Below are 17,693 nucleotides of genomic sequence, written 5' to 3' on the forward strand. Positions count from 1 at the left end.
TGATTAAGCACCTAAGATTAAGGCACCGAATGCTAAACCTTCTAATAAGGCACCGATGATGATCATCGCTGTTTGGATTTTACCAGCAGCTTCTGGTTGACGAGCAATAGCATCCATTGCAGATCCACCAATTTTACCTAAACCTAAACCAGCTCCGATTACGATTAAACCAGCACCTACTAAATTTGGAATTGTCATAATAAAAGATTTATATAATAATTAAACAATTTTTTTAAAAAATTCTACTTTTTTATTCTATTAATGATGGTCATCATGATGGTGGTCTTGAACCGCCATACCAATGAACAATGATGATAACATAGTAAAGATGAATGCTTGTAAGAATGCTACTAACAATTCAATTACTGAGATGAATAAGGTTAATGCTAACGATACTCCCATAGCTCCACCAGCGGTTAACTGTTGTTTGAATAGGAAGATAATCGCAATTAATCCCATTACTACTGAGTGACCCGCTGTGATGTTTGCAAACAAACGAATCATTAACGAGAAAGGCTTGGTGAAAATCCCTAAAACCTCAATAGGCGCTAAAACGATTTTCATCGGTACAGGTACCCCTGGCATCCAGAAAATGTGTTTCCAATAATCAGCATTAGCACTTACGTTTGTGATTACTAAAGTACATAAAGCTAAACATAAAGTTACAGCAATATTCCCAGTTACGTTAATTCCTAACGGAGTTAAACCAATTAAGTTCAACGTCCAGATTAAGAAGAATACCGTTAATAGATACGGCATGAATTTTTTGTATTTTTTTTCACCAATGTTTGGACGAGCAATTTCGTCACGCACATAAATTACAAGTGGCTCTAAGATACGTCCAAAACCAGTTGGTAACTGATTTCCTTTTTTATAGGTTTTTGCTAACGATGTGAAAGCAAAGAAAATTAAGATTGCCGTTACTAATAATGAAAATACATTTTTAGTGATTGAAAAATCTAAAGGCTTAGCATTTGTTGGGTGACCATGTGCATCGTTTGTAATTGTACCTTCAACATCTGATTTATAGATTACCCCATGAACCATTTTATAGAAGCTACCATCCACTTCTGCTAATTCTTTTTCATTGTGAAAAGCAGATGACATGAACACATGAAGACCATTATCTACTAAGATAACTGGTAATGGAAAACCTACATGGTGTCCCGTTTCTCCATCAGCATACAAATTGAAATCATGCGAATCCAACAAGTGATGTTTGATAAATGCTTGTACTTCTGGTTTCTCATCAACTGGACCACCGTGGTTAGCTTCATGACCAGCAGTTGCGTGCTCACCTTCAGCATGTGCTGCTTGAGCATGTGCACTGTCGTGCGCCACTGCGTGTGCCTCATGAGCTGGTTTTGTAGTTGCGTGAGTTGAATCCGTCGTTGGGTTAGCCATTGCTACCCAAGAGAATAAGCCTATAAAGGCCGACATTAGTAATGATACAGGTTTTCTTGTAATCATCATAGGAATGAAAAATTTCTATGTTCGTAAATTTCGGTGCAAAGGTACATTTTTTATTTATATGAAAAACGATTGCTTGAAAAAAAATATATCAATCTTAATTCTATTTTAAACTAAATCATTTTAGAGTGCCATATTACCTCTTTAAACACACTATATCAATTAATTAAAATTTAATCTGATTTAATTTTTTACCCACTAAAAATGTTATTGTAGTTAGGTATGCTATAAACAGAATAAAGAAGTTCCATTTAGAGAACATAAAATTCTTTTGCAATAACCATTTATTAAAAATATATGTAAAAATAAAAAGGTTGGTAATAACCACTAAAAAACCTACTCCTACTTGATCTTTTTTATTTTCTAACAAGAATGCCATCGCTAGAGTTCCGAGTAAATAGAAAAGGAAGAAAAAAGCGTGTATTAAATAAAAAGCAGGAGAGATTGTTTGATTTAACAAAAATAAGCATCCAAAATTGATGAAGTAAAAAACCACCCCTGCAAGAGATAACTTTTTAAAAAAATCTTTAATAAGCATTATTTATTGATTTCATTAACTTGTTTGATAACATTATACAAGGCTAGAAAGACTCCCACTAATGTAAATACTTTATCATAGTAGAATACCGAATTAGGATAACTAGTATCCAACCATTGCCCTAGCTTGAAAAATAAAAAAATCGTAACTCCCATTTGTGATGGAATAGCGACTAGTGAGAGCCATTTATTTCTTTTAATTTTTTCTTTTTCTTCTGTATTATTGTTGTTCATTTACTAGATTTGACGAAGGTGTTGTTGTTTTCATTACACAAGTTGCTGTAAACTTAGCTCCAGGCTCAACAGCTAATTTACCACAACTTACATCTCCATTTATAATTGCGGTTGCTTTTACATTTAACATTTCTTCTACGATTATTTTTCCCTCGGACTTGCCTTCTATATCGACATTTTGGGCGTTTATATCTCCCAAAACACTTCCTGCAGGCCCAACTACTAGTTTAGCTTTTGAGTTAAAATTACCTATCAGGTGACCATCTAATCTAAAATCTGCGATTGATTCTATATCCCCTTTTATTGTAGTTCCTTCAACAATACGATTTGTCTTTCCTAGTAGGTCTGTATAATTTTTGGGCTTTTTGTCAAACATAAATTAAAGTTTTATTTGTAGATATTCATTTAAATTTTTCTTGGTTTGAATGACCGAATAATTTTGGCTTGAAATGACTGTAGCTTTTTCTTTTACTTCATATCCTTTTGTTTTAGCTAATAATTCGATTAGAAAACGTGCATATTCACGAGAAGATATACCATGAATTACAACAAAATTATCGGTTTCATTATAGATATCGTAAGATACAAAAAACTTGTAATATTGTTTCTCTTTTATATATCTTTCTATTTTTTCTATTAACTTTTTAGTGGCTTCATCCTCTTTCTGCCCTACTTTATATAGTACTTTCCACTTAGTTGAAATAGTATCCGCTGATAGTGTCATTTGTTCCATCTTTGGAATATCTAAACGTAAAATATCTTCTGCTTTTGTTGCTTCTTCTGTGTCTGGGTATCCATTTATTACCTTTTGGATTCCTTCACGATAGGCATTCAAACCAAGTAATTTTCCATTTAAAAGAGCTTTTAATAATTCAAACTTAGGCAATAAGGGATCTCCAGAGAATAATTCTATTGATTGATTGATTTTTTCTAATGCTGCTTTATATTCTTGATTATCAAACATAGAAAGACAATTTTTATATACTTCAGCTGGAGCTTCTGGATCCGTATTTTCGGATATTTGTCCGTTTACCAATTGTGCATATCGAGTGTTGGGATAATTTTCAATGATGTCTGCCTTTAATTTTTGCGCTTTTTCTGTATCGGAAATTTCATACAAACGAAATAAATTATATTTGGCTGGAAGTATAAAACGTTCTTCTGGTTTATTTGCCAATAATCGTTCAAAACGTTCTTCAGCCACTTTGTTTTCAAAGAATTTCTCTTTGTAGATCAAGCCCAAGTTGTAGTACGTATTATTTCTTTCTTTTGTTAAACTATCAATTACTTTTTTTGATGTAGGTAGTTTAGCTAAATAAAACTCTGGGGTATATTTTTCGTTAACGATTACTGTTTCTGATTGATTTTTAGCAACTTCTAAATCAACTGGATTTACCTCTTCATCTTTTTGATTTTGTATTTGTGCTAACCATTTCCAATTGTCAATCAATGCTCGTTTACCCCATTTTTTTGTAAATTCTAGTTTTCCATAAGCTACGGTTGAAGGATTATAAAAATAAAATGAATTTTTGGACTCATCTAATCCTAATGGTGCAATACTTCTTTTTTCTCCTGGAGTTGGCACTATATTGGGATCAAAAAACATGTTATCATTCTGTTGGCGATTTTGTTCTATAACCTGCTTTTTTTTATCTAATGCCACTTTCAATGAATCTTTTTTCTTTAATTCTTTTATGAATTTTTGAAAATAAGAAATACGTTCTTCACTTGACATTTGAATAAGCATTATAATGCTATCATTCTTTTGGGCTATATTTTCATATTTTATGACTGCATCTAGATTCTTTCTTTTCTTTTCTATTAGAAAATATTCTCTATTTTTTTTAGTAAATTTGGTTAGAGTACTATCGTAATACTTACCTGCTATTTCGTATTTTGTTTGATCAAAATAAATTTTAGCTAAATTTCTATAATTAGATGCCATCAAGTAATTATCACTTGAAATTGATTTTAATGATTTATTGTAAAATATTTTAGCTTTTTCGTGTACTTTAAGTTGGTCATAAAAGAGTGCTACTTGATGATTTAAGACATCTAAATACGGGCGGTTTTCTCTATCTTTTAATAGTTTAGCATATTTTTTCGTAAAAATTAATGTGTCTTTTATAACATCTATTAAACTTGCTTGTTTGGCATGTGCTTGAATAACATATATACGAGGGGATTGTCTTTTCATGTTTATGACTTCTTGAAAAGCTACATAAGCACTATCTTTATATTTCAATTGTTCGTATAATTGTCCTAAAATAAATCTATAGCGGGCTTTTTCTTCTTTGTTGGAAGCATATTGAATAGCTTCCTTTATGGGATTTAGAGCCTTTTGTTTTTCTTCAAGATTAATATATGCTTGTGTTAAAAGCGCGTTGGCCTCTGCTTTTATATGAGGTGGCAAGTCGTATCTTTTTAAAAGTAAAGTTAGATTCTTAACTGCTAATGCGTCATTTTCTAATCGTACATTTGTTTTTTCTCTCCAAACTTTAGCTTCATAAATTTTGTCTGAATTAGAGTATTTGTATAAGATATAATTGAACGCTTCTAATGCGGGTACAAATCTTTTATCGTAATAACGGGCTTTTCCTAGTAGTAAATGAGCCTCATCCATTTGTGAATTTCGTTCTCTACCTTCAATATTCATAGAGTGTTTTTGAATGGCTTTTACAGCTTTATCTTCTGCACGTGTAAAATTAGCATTTTTTCCTTTTTGTCCTGGTAAGAAATTTTCCTCTTCAACCTGCATACGTTCAACAGGTAAAATTTCCCAAAAATCATCAACATAACTTTTTTTAAGTCCATCTATACCTGCTTGCAAAGCAACATCACCATTATATACCGTATTATACTTAGAGTTTAAAGCATGCCAATTCCTAGAAATTAATGTGTCCTTTTTAGTTGAACAAGCAATTATAAATGCGCATAGTCCAAAAGATGCTATATATATTAGGTGATTTTTCAAACGATTGTAATTTTTAAATATAAACTCTAAAAATATTTTTTTAGTATTTTGACTGGTAAAAGTACACTTCTTTTAAAAAGTAATGAAGTAAATATAAAAAAAATCCCAAAAGCAGTATAACTTTTGGGATTTTTAAGATTATTTTTCGTTGTTACTCAATAACAAGTTTGCTTTTCGAATTATTACTATCTAAAATATATGTCCCTTTAGTTAGCATATCAGTATCAAAGCTGATTGATTCATCGTTATTTTTCTTACTAAAAATTTTTTTTCCTGTCAAATCAAAAATTTGAACCTCATTATCTCCTGACTTTTCAAAATTTATAGTTACTAATTCACCTCTTTTTACGGGATTTTTAAAACCATTTTTAATAGTTTCGGAATTTTTATTTATAGATCTTGCCGCAGAATTGACTAAATTACCATGTGCAATAAATTCAGATATATGTACACCTTGATTTACGGAATTAAAGTTCATATCTACCTTAAAATATCTAGCTTGAACAGGTGTATTAAAGGTAAATGTATTACCAGCCTGTGTAGCATTAGAAGTATCTGATTTGTCAGCTACCTGAGTCCAATTTACCCCGTCAGTAGATGAAGAAACTGTATATTTATAATGTCTAGTATCTTTAAAATAGTTAACTACAGTTATATCATTAACATTATAGTTAGCACCTAAATCCACTTTCCACCACTGTGGATAAGCTGTATTCCCCCAATAAGTATCAATATTTCCATCATTCGCTTTCGGACCATCTGTTGATGGTATATCTGAACCACTAACTGTTGTTGCTTTGTTTAATGCAATATTATTAGTGGCGGCATATGGATTCCCTCCTAAATCTGAGCTAAGATTTACTAATTGTGCATGAATATCTGCTACATCTCTTATACTTTCTGTTAAGAACCATTTCTCATAATTTGTTCCAAAGTGTCTATTAGGTCTATATCCTTTGGCTACAATTCCAGATATCATCGCTCCAAATGTAGACACTTTCTTTATAATTTCAGCATTTGAAAGTAAAGGGATGTCTAAATTTGATAATTGATAGTCTGTGTGTAATTTCGAATTAAAACCAGTTATACCATCCATAGCTTCTAGTGCTAAAACTGACGTAATATAATGATCCGCATGATCACCAGGATTAATTGTCATATCTACATCTGTAGAATAAACATTTGATGTGGTACTCTTTTCTGTATTAAAAATAGCTTTTATTGTCTCTTTTAATTCTGACCAAGTATAAGTTGCTGTACCCGTAACATTTGTGATAGTCGATATACTTCCTTTTTTTAATTTTTCAATACTTTGATAATTATTTGCAGAATAACCATTCATATTCAAACTACAACAATCTCCGTTTGGTAAATCCAGAAAATACATAGTAATATTATTTCCATAAGTCCATTTGCGTACTTTTTTACCAGCCATTAACACTTCTGTAGTCGTTTCATTGAAATTTAAAGGCAAGTTTCCATTCGTATAACAATATTCTAAGGCTTTTTTGTAACCGTTATCACGAGCTTCATAAAAAGGTGTTTTAATACCTACCCCAGCATCAGGGGTATAAACACCATCATGTGCTCCTTGATCTGAAGCACTCGTTACAATTGCAACTGTCTTAACACCTGAGCTTACTTTATCAAATAGTGGTACACCACAAAAATAAACCGCATCATCTTGATGGGCATGTACAAAAAAGGTTGTTTCTTGTGCCTTTATCGATAAGCTTGTAAAAAAAGCAGCACATAATAAGTAAATTTTTTTCATAGATATTTATTTTTTTCAAATATAAAACAAAAATCCTTTTTAAATTTTATTCTAAAAGTCCAAAAAAAAGAGCAAAAAGGACTTTTAAAGTAATATTATTAAATTATTACATTTATAAATTACAATTTATAAAAGTTAATATTTTTTACCTTTGTATTATAAAACAAAACCTATGTCAATATTCTATAAACTATCTATAAAAGAAGTAAAAAGAGAAACTCCTAATGCTATTTCAATAGCTTTTAATGTTCCTTTAGAGTTTAAAGATTTTTATCAATTTAAAGCAGGACAATACGTTACAATTAAATTAACTTTAGACGGTCATGAAATAAGAAGGGCATATTCTTTATGTACCGCTCCTTCTTCTGGAGAATTTTGTGTAACTATTAAAGCTATAAAAAACGGAACTTTTTCAAAATTTGCAAATGACCAATTAAAAAAAGGGCATATACTAGATGTTGGTTTGCCTGAAGGTCGTTTTTGTTTTGAACCACAAGTAGATCGTCAACGAAACTACATGGGATTTGCGGCTGGTAGTGGTATCACACCTGTAATGTCTATCTTACAAACCGTTTTATTAGAAGAACCTAAAAGTTCTTTCGTGTTAGTTTATGGAAATAAGACATCTAATGAAACCATTTTTCACAATCAATTAGCTGAATTGCAAAAACAATTTCTTGGCAGGTTAACGGTACACTATGTGTACAGTCAAGAAGAAATAGAAGGACAATTAGCAGGTAGAATTAATAAATCAGTTGTTCATAGAATTCACGAAAAACATATTGGTCAAGAGTTTGATAAATATTTTTTATGTGGTCCAGAGGAAATGATCAATGATGTTAATAGTACTCTAAAAGAAAAAGGTATAGCAGAAAAAAATATAAAATTTGAATTATTTTCAACTTCACCAACAATTGAAAATAATTCATCTTCTTCTGACACTTTTGAACACACAAAGATTACAGTAACACTAGATGGTGATGAAGAATCTTTTGAAATGTCTACAAAACAAACATTGTTAGAAGCTATCTTAAAACAAGGTATGGACGCTCCTTATTCATGTCAAGGTGGTGTTTGTAGTAGTTGTATCGCGCGAGTTACCTCAGGAAGCGCTATTATGAAGAAAAATTCTATCCTAAGTGATAAAGAGATTTCAGATGGTTTAATTTTAACTTGCCAAGCGCACCCAACATCTGCTGAAATCAGTATTGATTTTGATGATGTATAAAAAATAATTTTGAAAAAGGATTTGGGTTGTTTATAAATCTAAATCCTTTTTAATTTTATTAATTATTATTTCTGGTTCTATAGTACGCATTACGTCTTCATACCCCTCTACTTCTTTATTGCCATAAACGGAAGTTGGCAACATTGGATATTTTTCTCTATCAGCTGTGAGACAATTTTCTAAAGGTTGATTAAAAGGACTAAAGCCTGAATAAGGATGAGTTGCTCCCCAAAGTGTTATAACATTAACTCCCAACATAGAGGCTATATGTCCATTCCCTGAATCCATAGAAAGCATCAAATCTAAATTAGAAATTAAATTTAATTCTTCTTGAAGCTTAATTTTACCTGCAACTACCTGAACGTTGGGATAATCTCTCTTAAGTTGATATAATTTTTCTATTTCTTTTTTTCCTCCTCCAAATAGGAATATTTTAATCGTTTCTTTTGCTAAGCCGTCTACAACTTTTTGCATCAAATCTAATGGATATATTTTAGACTCATACTGAGCAAATGGTGCTATTCCTATCCATTTATTCATTTTATTTCCTGTTATACCAAGAATTTGATCCGATAATAAGGCTTTATCTGGAAACTGAGGATTTAATAGATCAAAAGAAAATCCTAAACGAACAAGCGTATCTTTATGTCTTTCAAACATGGATTTTACAGGAGCAAAAACTTTATTTTTAGGTCGAGTTAATGCCTTGTTATCCTTACGTTCTTTATCTGTAAATGCTACTTTTTTTCCATTGACTGCAAATAAACCTCTAATAACTTTTGAACGAAGTACATTATGAAAATCAGCAACAGCATCAATATTTAATTTTTTCAAATCATTGTATAATCGGACAAGTCCAATCATTCCTTTATGTTTTTTATTCAGATCTACTGGAAAAAAACTAACATTTTCTAAACCGTTGAAAAAAGGCTGAAAGAAGGGACGTGAAACTACTGTAATTTTCAACTCGGGATGTTTTAAGGATAAAGCCCTTAAAACAGGAACTGTCATAGCAACATCTCCCATAGCTGATAAACGAATAATCAATAGATGCTTCATAATATTTTTTTAAAACCCAAAAACATTGATAATGTAAAGAACTTATCTTATCAATGTTTTTCTGAAATTAAATTAGAATCATTATTTATTTTGATACAAAACAGGGTTTAATTCTTCATCGTTGTACATCTTCATTTGTTTATAAACCTTCATGTACTTATCTCCTTTTTCAATATCTTCGATCAATTGACTTATTGAAATAAACATATCTTTCTTTTGCTCTAAAAGAATACTTAATTTTTCTTGACATTTTGCCCTATGCTCTTTTGTAGCTGTTAATCGAGTAGCCTCTTCATTCATGTGATAAATCTTAAGAGCCAAAATAGATAATCTATCAATAGCCCAAGCTGGACTTTCTGTATTAATTCGGGCATCTACTTTTACTTGAACAGTTTCATATTTTTTAAGAAAATAACTATCTATGTATTCTACCATATCTGTACGCACTTGATTTGAAGCGTCAATTTTACGTTTCAAATCTAAAGCTGCTATAGGATCAATTTGAGGATCACGAATAATATCCTCATAATGCCATTGAACGGTATCTACCCAATTTTTTGCATATAACAAATGTTCTATAGAACCTTTCTCATAAGGATTTGTAATTTCTTGATAAACATTGTCTTTTATATGATACTCTTGAATACTTCTTTCGAATATAGGAAAAGCAAATTCTGCGAACATAGGTACGTTATTAAAATGTTCCACAAAATTATGTATTTTTACGAAATTAATTCATCTTATATGAACCTTAATTTTTTATTTAATAGTGGAAAAAATCCTAAATGGAAATACTATTTCATTAATATTGTCCTAAATTTCTTGCCAAAATTTATATTTAGAAGTCAATATCCTAAATTAATTGTAAATTTTAATAGAAGACCAGACAAAGATTATATACTCGAAAGAGTAAACTATTATAACAAATTAAATAAAAACACCAGCTTACCTTCAAACGCTAAGCAACTAAAAGATAACAAAATAGAAAAAGCAGGATCTGTATACTATTACGATACAGAGTTTATAACAAGATATTTTAATCCTAGTCTAAAGTTCTTTAGTTGTTATGGAGATATAACGCACATTCCTAATGAACCTTCTATACTAAAAAGTAGACCTATTTTAGGAAATAATCAAAATAGTATATTATTAAATCTTGATAAGGTAAGACATTTTATTTTTTTAAAAGATGGTAAGACATTTGATAAAAAAATCAATAAAATAATATTTAGAGGCAAAATAATAGGTAAGCAACAAAGAATAGATTTTATGAACAAATTCTTTGGAAATCCTTTGTTTGATCTTGGAGATGTTTCAAAAAGCGTAACAAAGAAAGAATGGAAAGTTCCTAAAAAACATTGTGGGAACATCTAGATTACAAATTTATTATGGCATTAGAAGGTAATGATGTAGCTAGTAATTTAAAATGGGTTATGTCATCTAATTCAATTGCTGTAATGCCCAAGCCTACATACGAAACATGGTTTATGGAAGGAAAATTAATACCTGACTTTCATTATATAGAAGTTAATGCTGATTTTTCTAATTTGGAAGAAAAAATAAATTACTATATAGAAAATCCTTCGGAAGCAATCCAAATTATTAAAAATGCAAACACATACTGCAAACAATTCTATGATTCAAAAAGAGAAAAATTAATAGGATTGCTTGTCATGAAAAAATATTTTGAAAAAACCAATCAAATTTAATCTATGAAAATACATCATATCTCTGAAAACAATAGTATTTTAAATCATTTCTTAATTGAAATAAGAGATACAAACATACAAAAGGATCGTATGCGTTTTAGAAAAAACATAGAACGCATTGGTGAAATCATGTCCTACGAAATAAGTAAAACATTGTATTACGAAAATGTAGAGGTAAAAACACCTCTTGGAATAAAACATACTACAAAATTAGCTAACGCTATCGTTTTATGCTCTATCTTGCGTGCAGGACTTGCCCTACATCAAGGTTTTATGAACTACTTTGATGAGGCTGAAAACGGCTTTATATCAGCTTATAGACACCATTATAATCATGATGACCACTTTGAAATATTAGTAGAATACCAAGCTAGTCCTTCTCTTGAAGACAAAAGCCTTATTCTTATAGATCCCATGCTAGCAACAGGACAATCTATAGTTGCAGTACTAAACAAATTATGTTCAGAACACCAACCTAAAGAAATTCATATAGCTGTAGTCATTGCGGCTCCAGAAGGTATACAATACTTAGAAAATAACTTACCTAAAAACACACATTTATGGATTGCTTCTATAGATGAAAAATTAAACGAAAAGAACTATATAGTACCAGGTCTTGGCGATGCTGGTGATTTGGCATACGGTGAAAAACTATAATATTTGCAACAAATAAGTTACTAAACTAGCTAATGCTAAAAAAAGAACTATTCCTTCTTTTAACCAAATTTTCTTAATCTTTTCTAGGTAATTAGTCAACATAATAGCTACGGGTACAAAAGTATATATCAAGTAGCTATTATTTTTATTAGGCATTATAAAATAAACTACTAATGCTATTAAAAAAGCAAAAATAACTTTACGATAAGAAGATATTAAATGAGACATCTTACTTTGTAAAATAAACAACATGCTAACAAAAGCAATCAAAGAAACCACGACGTAAATTGCTACTGCTATATTTTGAAAAACATTGGTTAAATCTTTTATCGTAAAATCTATATAAATTTGTTTAGAATATAGTCTTAAAAAATCAGGATAAAAAGCTAAGGAAAACATCAGTCCAATAACTAAAACAGTGAAAAAAGCTATAAAAGGTATAAGCCAATTACGATAATCTCTTGATACATGCAGTATAATAGAAGAGAAAACGAGTAATAAAAACAATATACACCAAAAATTAATTAATGAAGCTAAAAAAATCCATAATGACGCATCAAAAATTTTTTCTTTGGGTGTGATCATGGAGTGCATAGAAATCAATCTTCGTAAAGCCAATAGTATAAAAGCATTAGAAAGAATTAATTTAAGATCTGACAATGTAGCTGGAAATAATATTAAGAAAATAAAAAATAATAAAAAGGTGTAACTGTTATCTTTGCTTAATCCGTTTTTCTTTGTAATAAAATTAGTAATTAACAAAGATCCTACTAACAGTAATAATACTACTATTTTTTGTCCAATCTCCATTACTGTTAGATCTGCCGGACTGATACTGAATTGGTAAAATAAAAAACAAACCACCAATAAAACGATCACTATTACATAATTTATTGGTCGAGATTTACTAAAAACACTTGTAATCATAAGTATATTTTATATTTTTGCTGTGTAAATATAATACATTCGTCATGATGAAATCAATTTTTGAAGCAATTCAATGGTTATTTGAAGCTGTTTTACTTGCTCCACACGACTTAATGCGCTCCGCGGAGTTAGAAAACTGGTGGGTTGCAAACCTTATTAACTGGGTATTATGGGCTATTATTTGTTATTATATTTGGTATTGGATTAAACAATTAAAAATATTCAAAGATAGTAACGAAGACCAACAAGATACGACCGCTCATTCGTTCTTAAAATAATAAAAAATGCCACAATAAAATTGTGGCATTTTTTATTTATTATTATTCAGCTATACAAAACTGCAAGATTTTTGCATTTGTTATAGTGTATTTAGATCCTTCCCTATATCTTTTCGAAAATACATTTTTTCAAAAGAAATTTTGGAAATACTATCGTATGACTTAGTCAAAGCTTCTGTAAAGGTTGTGCCGTAAGAGGAAATCGCCAGTACACGTCCTCCACTTGTTAATACAGTTTCATGTTCTTTTTTAGTTCCTGCGTGAAAAACAATAGAATCCTTTACATTTTCGATTCCGGATATTACTTTTCCTTTTTCATAATTTTCTGGATAACCTCCTGATGCAAGAATTATAGTAGTTGCTGCTCTTTCATCCGTTTCTAAAATAATTGAATCTAATTCTTCTTTTGCTAGTCCTTCAAATAATTCTACTAAATCTGATTTAATACGAAGCATTACTACTTCTGTTTCTGGATCTCCCATACGTACATTATATTCTATAACCATGGGTTCTCCTTTTACATTGATTAATCCAATAAATATAAATCCTTTATAATCAATCGCTTCTCTTTGCAAACCTTCAACCGTTGGTTTCACGATCCGGTTTTCTACCTTTTCCATAAAAACGGCATCAGCAAATGGAACTGGCGAAACCGCTCCCATACCTCCAGTATTTAGACCTGTATCTCCTTCACCTATACGTTTATAATCTTTAGCTGTAGGTAAAATTTTATATGATTTACCATCTGTTAAAACGAAACAACTTAACTCTATACCGTCTAAAAATTCTTCAACCACTACTTTTGAAGAAGCGTCTCCAAATTTAGCATCAACTAACATATTTCGTAATTCTTGTTGTGCCTCTGTCAAATCATTTAGTATTAAAACACCTTTACCTGCCGCTAAACCATCGGCTTTCAATACATAAGGTGCTTCCAAAGTGGTTAAAAATTCACATCCTTGCTCAACCGTATCTTTAGTAAAACTTTCATAACGAGCTGTTGGGATATTATTTTTTACCAAAAATTGTTTTGCAAATTCTTTACTTCCTTCTAACTGTGCACCTATTTTTGATGGGCCTATTACAGGAATATTTTGTAATTCTAAATCGTTTTTAAAATAATCATAAATACCATTTACTAATGGGTCTTCTGGACCTACTACGATCATTTCAACTTTGTTTTCAATTACAAAATTCTTTACCTCATTAAAATCCAATGGATTAACAGAAATATTAGTTGCTATTTGCCCTGTTCCAGCATTTCCTGGGGCTACAAATAATTTTGTACATCTTGAACTTTGGAGCATTTTCCAAGCTAAAGCGTGCTCTCTTCCGCCTGAACCTAAAAGTAAAATTATCATCGTGTTGTGTTGTTGTTTTAAGTTGTAAAAATAGTCCGTTTAAAATTATTATGAAAACACTTGTTTTCTTATTTTTGGAAAAAAAGAAATATGTTTCGTTTTTTCGATTGGAGTTTAAAATTGAATGGTTTTCCTATAAAAGAAGCACAGGCGGAATTTGACGCTATCCTTACTCTTTCTAAAAAATCACCTATTGAATTTGTCGAAAAAAGAAAAAAAGAAATTCTAGAATATCACTTACGTAATAATAGTTATTACAAAAACTTCATAGGCAATACACATATTGAGCATTGGGAAGATATTCCTCTAATGACCAAAAAAGATTTACAAAAACCGCTAAAAGAAAGACTCTCTAAAGGTTTTACTGAAAAAAATGTTTTCAAAAATAAAACTTCTGGTTCTAGTGGAGATCCTTTTATTTTTGCAAAGGATAAATACGCTCATGCTCTTACTTGGGCATCTATAATTTACCGATTTAGTTGGCATGGCATTAATTTTAATACAAGTTATCAAGCTCGGTTTTATGGTATTCCATTAGATTTTTCTGGATATGCTAAAGAGCGCATCAAAGATTTTCTAAGCAATCGGTATCGGTTTCCAATTTTTGATTTATCAGATACTGTATTAGAAAATATTTTGCAAAAATTTAAAAAAAAGAAATTTGATTATATCAATGGTTATACGAGTTCAATAGTTCTTTTTGGTAAATTTTTACAACGAAAAAATATAATTTTAAAAGAGGTATGTCCCTCTTTAACTGTTTGTATTGTAACTTCAGAAATGCTATTTAATGAGGATAAAAATTTAATAGAAAAACAATTTGGTATTCCTGTAATTAATGAATATGGTGCTTCGGAATTAGATTTAATTGCTTTTCAGGATGCAAATAGTACTTGGCATCTTAATAATGAAACATTATTTGTAGAAATAGTAGATGAAAAAGGTAAGACATTACCTTTTGGTCAAGAAGGGCGTATCGTAATTACTTCTCTCTATAACAAAGCACATCCTTTTATACGATATGATATAGGAGATATAGGGGTTATTGATGAAAAAAGTTCTCCTACAAGACCTTTACTAAAAAAATTAGTAGGACGAACTAATGATATAGCTATTCTACCAAGTGGTAAAAAATCACCTGGTCTTACTTTTTATTATGTTACAAAAAGCATCATAGAAGATGATGGAAATGTAAAAGAGTTTATTATTAAACAAACCAAACTCAATACGTTTGAAATTGATTACGTAAGTGAAAAAGAATTACGTTTAGAACAAATTCAGAAAATAAATCAGGCGATCAATTTATATTTAGAACCTGATTTAAATTTTATTTATAATCGAAAAAGTGTATTGTTAAGAAATAAGAGAGGAAAATTAAAACAATTTCAAAGTTATCTTTAATTTCTATATTTTAAAAAACCTCTAATAGTCCATTGAATCATATAATAAGTAGATTCTAAAAAAGATAATCTTTCAACCTCTCTATAAAATTGCCATTGATATTTTACCAATGCTTTTTTATTTCGAGATAGAGAATTTTGTCTAATTCTATAAATTGCCTTTGGTTCTTGAATACCATAGGCATAGGGTATCTCTTTTAAATATTTTAACCACAGTCCCATATCTTGTCTTTTCAAAATATCAGGCATTTGTTTTACGCCCAATACTTTTACATTTAAGAAAGCAGTCAAACAACTGATTGAATTTGTTTTTAATATATCTGTATAAGTAACTTTTTGTGGAACTATAAAATCAGAATAAACAAATTCTAAATTTTCATTTGCTCTCTTATATGACGAAAAAACAAAATTAATTCCTGTTTCTTGTATTGTTTTAACACTTGTTTCAATGAAAGAAGGAAACCAAATATCATCCGCATCTAAAAAAGTCATATAATCTCCTTTCACTAATTTTATTACTTCATTCCTTGCTTTTGATGCACCTGAATTTTTAGCTAATCTGGTTAAACTAATACGATTATCTTTATCCATAAAATTAAGAATGGTTTCGACTGTTTTATCCGAAGACCCATCATCTACAATCAACATTTCCCAATTTGTGTAGGTTTGAGATTGAACCGACCGTATGGTTTCTGCTATATATCGTTCAGAATTATACGTTGGCGTTATAATAGAAACTAATTTATCCATTTAGTACGCTTTTTCATCTCCTAAAATGAATTTTTTAAGAGTCACTAAAATAATTTTTATATCAAGCAAAAGGGTCCAATTTTCAATATAAAACAAATCAAATTTTAATCGGTCTTCTACGTCTTGATCTGTATGAATTTCCCCTCGACATCCTTTTATTTGGGCGAGACCTGTAACACCTGGTTTGATATAATGACGCTCCATAAATTTATCAAAACGCTTAGCATAATCCTCATTAACACTCAGCATTTGAGGACGAGGTCCCACTACTGACATATCTCCTAATAAAACATTAATAAACTGAGGCATTTCATCTATACTTGATTTTCTTAAAAACTTACCAAATGAGGTAACGCGCTGATCTCCCTTAGATGCTAATTGTATATTTGCCGTTTTATTAATTTTCATTGAACGAAATTTAAAACAATAAAAACTCTCATTATTAATTCCGTGTCTTTCTTGTTTAAAAAAAACAGATCCTTTAGAATCAATTTTAATTAAAAGTGCAATTAAAGGAATAAGCCAAGAAAGTACGAAAAGGATAACTAAAGTTGAAAAAAGGACATCAAACAAACGTTTTACCCAATGATTAAACCATAATTCTAAAGGTGTTTTTCTAATTGAGATCAAAGGAATATACCCGTAATAATCTAAAGACATATTATGGGAAAGTGTAGAATTATCGGGTATTAATTTTACTGTTTTAAAATGGTTATGTGCACAGGCAATTACATCGTTTGAGTATTCTTTTGAAACGCTATTCAAATCACAGTAAATTTCATCTATTGATTGTTCTTGAATTATTTTTTTTAATTCTAAAAAGGAAATGTTTTCGGATATCATTGAGTATAATCTATATCCAAGATCTTTATTTTCTTTAAAAAAGTTAGCTAATTCTATTGCTTTTTCTTTTTGACCTATAATGATTACTTTTCTATAATTACCTCCTAAAAATTGTCTATATTTTCTTAAAGCATAATAAATTCCGAATTTAAAAAAAATAACAAAAAAGGATAAACAAGAAAGGTATTTAAAAACCAATTGAGGTGTAATTCTTTTTTGTAAGATAAAAACAAGTGTAATGAATACCAGTGAAAATATGGATAATTGTTTAAGTGCTTTAAAAAGAATTTTAACAGGTGCAGTAAAACGAAATACCTCGTAAAATTCGGTAGAATTGGATGTAACTATCCAAATAATAAATAAACAAATGATTTCCTTTAAATTAAAAGTGAGAACAGGAAATAATAATAGCAGTAGCCAAACAATCAAAAGAAAGTCGACTAAATAAGAAATAGGTCTAATATATTTTGAGTATCTACCTACTGCCATTTA

At 30.0% G+C, this 17,693-nt stretch carries 18 protein-coding genes; 6 read left to right on the forward strand and 12 right to left on the reverse strand.

Annotated features, from left to right (window positions below):
* Window positions 1-3 precede the first annotated feature (3 nt).
* From ACUXZJ_RS02855 to ACUXZJ_RS02880, 6 genes are all read right to left on the reverse strand, one after another.
* Window positions 4-198 (reverse strand): ATP synthase F0 subunit C, encoded by a 195-nt coding sequence (locus ACUXZJ_RS02855; RefSeq protein ID WP_014165720.1) that lies wholly within the window; start codon window positions 196-198, stop codon window positions 4-6.
* Between the two features lie 60 nt (window positions 199-258).
* On the reverse strand, window positions 259-1,473 hold the full coding sequence (gene atpB / locus ACUXZJ_RS02860) for a F0F1 ATP synthase subunit A (RefSeq protein ID WP_060381348.1): 1,215 nt from the start codon (window positions 1,471-1,473) through the stop codon (window positions 259-261).
* A gap of 534 nt (window positions 1,474-2,007) precedes the next feature.
* Window positions 2,008-2,241 carry an AtpZ/AtpI family protein gene (locus ACUXZJ_RS02865; RefSeq protein WP_060381346.1) on the reverse strand — a complete coding sequence of 78 codons (234 nt, stop codon included), beginning with the start codon at window positions 2,239-2,241 and terminating at the stop codon, window positions 2,008-2,010.
* The gene (locus ACUXZJ_RS02870; RefSeq protein ID WP_060381345.1) at window positions 2,228-2,617 is read right to left on the reverse strand and encodes a bactofilin family protein; all 390 of its coding nucleotides are present in this window, start codon (window positions 2,615-2,617) and stop codon (window positions 2,228-2,230) included. Before ACUXZJ_RS02870 ends, ACUXZJ_RS02865 begins: the two co-directional genes overlap by 14 nt.
* A 3-nt stretch (window positions 2,618-2,620) precedes the next feature.
* Window positions 2,621-5,215 carry a type IX secretion system periplasmic lipoprotein PorW/SprE gene (porW, locus tag ACUXZJ_RS02875; RefSeq protein ID WP_063743433.1) on the reverse strand — a complete coding sequence of 865 codons (2,595 nt, stop codon included), beginning with the start codon at window positions 5,213-5,215 and terminating at the stop codon, window positions 2,621-2,623.
* Window positions 5,216-5,366: 151 nt separating this feature from the next.
* Window positions 5,367-6,989, reverse strand: a complete 1,623-nt coding sequence (locus tag ACUXZJ_RS02880; RefSeq protein ID WP_063743434.1) for a galactose-binding domain-containing protein — start codon at window positions 6,987-6,989, stop codon at window positions 5,367-5,369.
* A gap of 172 nt (window positions 6,990-7,161) precedes the next feature.
* Between ACUXZJ_RS02880 and ACUXZJ_RS02885 the strand changes: the two genes are divergently transcribed.
* The gene (locus ACUXZJ_RS02885) at window positions 7,162-8,217 is read left to right on the forward strand and encodes a ferredoxin--NADP reductase (RefSeq protein ID WP_060381342.1); all 1,056 of its coding nucleotides are present in this window, start codon (window positions 7,162-7,164) and stop codon (window positions 8,215-8,217) included.
* Between the two features lie 30 nt (window positions 8,218-8,247).
* Here ACUXZJ_RS02885 and ACUXZJ_RS02890 read toward each other — a convergent pair whose 3' ends face one another.
* Window positions 8,248-9,276: a glycosyltransferase family 9 protein gene (locus ACUXZJ_RS02890; RefSeq protein WP_060381341.1), complete on the reverse strand. Its 1,029-nt coding sequence runs from the start codon at window positions 9,274-9,276 to the stop codon at window positions 8,248-8,250.
* Window positions 9,277-9,357: 81 nt separating this feature from the next.
* Window positions 9,358-9,960, reverse strand: a complete 603-nt coding sequence (locus tag ACUXZJ_RS02895; RefSeq protein ID WP_060381340.1) for a DUF4254 domain-containing protein — start codon at window positions 9,958-9,960, stop codon at window positions 9,358-9,360.
* A gap of 30 nt (window positions 9,961-9,990) precedes the next feature.
* On the opposite strand from ACUXZJ_RS02895, the gene ACUXZJ_RS02900 reads away from it, so the two are divergent.
* From ACUXZJ_RS02900 to upp, 3 genes are read left to right on the forward strand one after another with little or no spacing between them, the layout of a single operon-like run.
* Window positions 9,991-10,650 carry a hypothetical protein gene (locus ACUXZJ_RS02900; protein WP_446195734.1) on the forward strand — a complete coding sequence of 220 codons (660 nt, stop codon included), beginning with the start codon at window positions 9,991-9,993 and terminating at the stop codon, window positions 10,648-10,650.
* A 14-nt stretch (window positions 10,651-10,664) separates the two neighbouring features.
* Window positions 10,665-10,985: a glycosyltransferase gene (locus tag ACUXZJ_RS02905; RefSeq protein WP_446195736.1), complete on the forward strand. Its 321-nt coding sequence runs from the start codon at window positions 10,665-10,667 to the stop codon at window positions 10,983-10,985.
* Between the two features lie 3 nt (window positions 10,986-10,988).
* A complete protein-coding gene (upp, locus tag ACUXZJ_RS02910) occupies window positions 10,989-11,642 on the forward strand; it encodes a uracil phosphoribosyltransferase (RefSeq protein ID WP_060381339.1) in 654 nt (217 codons plus the stop codon).
* Here upp and ACUXZJ_RS02915 read toward each other — a convergent pair.
* Window positions 11,637-12,569: a DUF6427 family protein gene (locus ACUXZJ_RS02915; RefSeq protein WP_060381338.1), complete on the reverse strand. Its 933-nt coding sequence runs from the start codon at window positions 12,567-12,569 to the stop codon at window positions 11,637-11,639. The genes upp and ACUXZJ_RS02915 overlap by 6 nt on opposite strands.
* Window positions 12,570-12,616: 47 nt before the next feature.
* Here ACUXZJ_RS02915 and ACUXZJ_RS02920 point away from each other — a divergent pair, with 47 nt between their 5' ends.
* Window positions 12,617-12,847 carry a DUF6341 family protein gene (locus tag ACUXZJ_RS02920; protein ID WP_060383787.1) on the forward strand — a complete coding sequence of 77 codons (231 nt, stop codon included), beginning with the start codon at window positions 12,617-12,619 and terminating at the stop codon, window positions 12,845-12,847.
* Window positions 12,848-12,927: 80 nt separating this feature from the next.
* Here ACUXZJ_RS02920 and purD read toward each other — a convergent pair whose 3' ends face one another.
* Entirely contained in the window at window positions 12,928-14,208 is a 1,281-nt protein-coding gene (gene purD / locus ACUXZJ_RS02925) for a phosphoribosylamine--glycine ligase (protein ID WP_063743436.1), read from the reverse strand.
* 90 nt (window positions 14,209-14,298) lie between these two features.
* Here purD and ACUXZJ_RS02930 point away from each other — a divergent pair, with 90 nt between their 5' ends.
* Window positions 14,299-15,609: a phenylacetate--CoA ligase family protein gene (locus tag ACUXZJ_RS02930; RefSeq protein WP_063743437.1), complete on the forward strand. Its 1,311-nt coding sequence runs from the start codon at window positions 14,299-14,301 to the stop codon at window positions 15,607-15,609.
* Here the strand turns inward: ACUXZJ_RS02930 and ACUXZJ_RS02935 are convergent.
* Together ACUXZJ_RS02935 and ACUXZJ_RS02940 are read right to left on the reverse strand one after the other, a co-directional pair.
* Window positions 15,606-16,358: a glycosyltransferase family 2 protein gene (locus tag ACUXZJ_RS02935; RefSeq protein ID WP_060381335.1), complete on the reverse strand. Its 753-nt coding sequence runs from the start codon at window positions 16,356-16,358 to the stop codon at window positions 15,606-15,608. The genes ACUXZJ_RS02930 and ACUXZJ_RS02935 overlap by 4 nt on opposite strands.
* Window positions 16,359-17,690, reverse strand: coding sequence for an exopolysaccharide biosynthesis polyprenyl glycosylphosphotransferase (locus tag ACUXZJ_RS02940; protein ID WP_060381334.1), 1,332 nt, complete (start codon window positions 17,688-17,690; stop codon window positions 16,359-16,361). It abuts the gene before it with no gap.
* Window positions 17,691-17,693: the final 3 nt, after the last annotated feature.

It is taken from the genome of Flavobacterium sp. TN-1 (genome assembly GCF_052828645.1).

Coding starts and splice junctions, on each gene's coding strand:
- ACUXZJ_RS02885 (WP_060381342.1), top strand. CDS start 7,162: ATGTCAATATTCTATAAACTATCTATAAAAGAAGTAAAAAGAGAAACT.
- ACUXZJ_RS02890 (WP_060381341.1), bottom strand. CDS start 9,276: ATGAAGCATCTATTGATTATTCGTTTATCAGCTATGGGAGATGTTGCT.
- ACUXZJ_RS02870 (WP_060381345.1), bottom strand. CDS start 2,617: ATGTTTGACAAAAAGCCCAAAAATTATACAGACCTACTAGGAAAGACA.
- ACUXZJ_RS02900 (WP_446195734.1), top strand. CDS start 9,991: ATGTATTTTTACGAAATTAATTCATCTTATATGAACCTTAATTTTTTA.
- ACUXZJ_RS02905 (WP_446195736.1), top strand. CDS start 10,665: ATGGCATTAGAAGGTAATGATGTAGCTAGTAATTTAAAATGGGTTATG.
- ACUXZJ_RS02865 (WP_060381346.1), bottom strand. CDS start 2,241: ATGAACAACAATAATACAGAAGAAAAAGAAAAAATTAAAAGAAATAAA.
- ACUXZJ_RS02915 (WP_060381338.1), bottom strand. CDS start 12,569: ATGATTACAAGTGTTTTTAGTAAATCTCGACCAATAAATTATGTAATA.
- ACUXZJ_RS02895 (WP_060381340.1), bottom strand. CDS start 9,960: ATGTTCGCAGAATTTGCTTTTCCTATATTCGAAAGAAGTATTCAAGAG.
- ACUXZJ_RS02855 (WP_014165720.1), bottom strand. CDS start 198: ATGACAATTCCAAATTTAGTAGGTGCTGGTTTAATCGTAATCGGAGCT.
- ACUXZJ_RS02940 (WP_060381334.1), bottom strand. CDS start 17,690: ATGGCAGTAGGTAGATACTCAAAATATATTAGACCTATTTCTTATTTA.
- ACUXZJ_RS02920 (WP_060383787.1), top strand. CDS start 12,617: ATGAAATCAATTTTTGAAGCAATTCAATGGTTATTTGAAGCTGTTTTA.
- ACUXZJ_RS02935 (WP_060381335.1), bottom strand. CDS start 16,358: ATGGATAAATTAGTTTCTATTATAACGCCAACGTATAATTCTGAACGA.
- upp (WP_060381339.1), top strand. CDS start 10,989: ATGAAAATACATCATATCTCTGAAAACAATAGTATTTTAAATCATTTC.
- atpB (WP_060381348.1), bottom strand. CDS start 1,473: ATGATGATTACAAGAAAACCTGTATCATTACTAATGTCGGCCTTTATA.
- ACUXZJ_RS02880 (WP_063743434.1), bottom strand. CDS start 6,989: ATGAAAAAAATTTACTTATTATGTGCTGCTTTTTTTACAAGCTTATCG.
- ACUXZJ_RS02930 (WP_063743437.1), top strand. CDS start 14,299: ATGTTTCGTTTTTTCGATTGGAGTTTAAAATTGAATGGTTTTCCTATA.
- purD (WP_063743436.1), bottom strand. CDS start 14,208: ATGATAATTTTACTTTTAGGTTCAGGCGGAAGAGAGCACGCTTTAGCT.